Genomic DNA, 400 nt, shown 5'->3' on the forward strand with positions numbered 1-400 from the left:
GTCGTGCAACTTGTGCCAAAAACCACAGTCATACGCCCGCCATAATTCACCCGCTCACGAATCATCTTCCTCGCCGTCCCATCAGAGCTGCCGCCCCATGCGCCCAACCGCTCGTTCCTATCTCCTGCTCTGCCTGATTCCCCTGTTCGCGCTATTCACTGGCTCAGCCCAGGCCGGCGGAGAAGGGCAGCTCGCCCAAGCCATCAACGACTACCGCGCCCAACCCTCGCGCTGCGCCAGCAACACATCCCGCGCCCTGTCGCCGTTGGCGCTGAAGTCGAAACTCGCACTGCCCATCGGCTTCGGCGGCGATCTGCGCGAGACACTCAAAGCGTCCGGCTATCGAGCGGTGTCGGTGCGAACCATCCGTTTGGTCGGCGCGCCTGATGCAGACGCCGCC

The 400-nt window shown here is 64.0% G+C and carries 1 protein-coding gene; it reads left to right on the plus strand.

Annotated features, from left to right (window positions below; translation table 11 throughout):
- Window positions 1-97 precede the first annotated feature (97 nt).
- The coding region (locus SxD43FB_RS24230) for a hypothetical protein (RefSeq protein ID WP_217988860.1) at window positions 98-400 on the plus strand (303 nt) is incomplete at its 3' end.

This window comes from Sphingobium sp. D43FB (assembly GCF_002312805.1).
Classification (GTDB): domain Bacteria; phylum Pseudomonadota; class Alphaproteobacteria; order Sphingomonadales; family Sphingomonadaceae; genus Sphingobium.